General features: G+C 67.3%; 1 pseudogene. It reads left to right on the plus strand.

Annotated elements, in window-relative coordinates:
- Positions 1 to 585 (plus strand): annotated as a pseudogene (locus tag sphsw_RS20675) (multicopper oxidase domain-containing protein); the annotation flags it as partial.
- Between the last annotated feature and the right edge of the window lie 8 nt (positions 586 to 593).

Below are 593 nucleotides of genomic sequence, written 5' to 3' on the forward strand. Positions count from 1 at the left end.
GCACCGATGCCGGCCATGAGCCACAGCATGCGCGACTTTGCCAACGCGCCGGGCCTGCCCAGAACGCCGACCGTGCAGACCGTCGCGCCGATGCCGATGGATCGCACCGGCGAGCCGCCGCAGGGCCTGAACGACACCGGTCACACCGTGCTGGTGTACCGCGATCTCGTCGCGCTCGACCGCAATCCCGACCTGCGCGCGCCGACGCGGCAGCTGCAGATCCACCTGACCGGCAACATGGAACGCTATATGTGGGCGTTCGACGGCGTGAAGCTGAACGAGGTCAAGGCGCCGATCCCGTTCCGCCAGGGCGAACGCGTCCGCGTCACCCTGATCAACGACACGATGATGGCGCACCCGATCCATCTGCATGGCCATTTCTTCGAGCTGGTGACCGGGCACGGCGATCATGCGCCGCGCAAGCACACGATCAACGTCGCCCCCGGTGGCACCGCGACCTTCGACCTCACCGCCGATGCGGTCGGCGACTGGGCGTTCCATTGCCACATGCTCTACCACATGCACGCGGGCATGATGCAGGTCGTCACCGTCCGCCCCGACAGCGAAGCGGGAGCAGCGGCATGAAGACGCTC

It is taken from the genome of Sphingomonas sp. FUKUSWIS1, from assembly GCF_000733135.1.
GTDB lineage: Bacteria > Pseudomonadota > Alphaproteobacteria > Sphingomonadales > Sphingomonadaceae > Sphingomonas > Sphingomonas aerolata.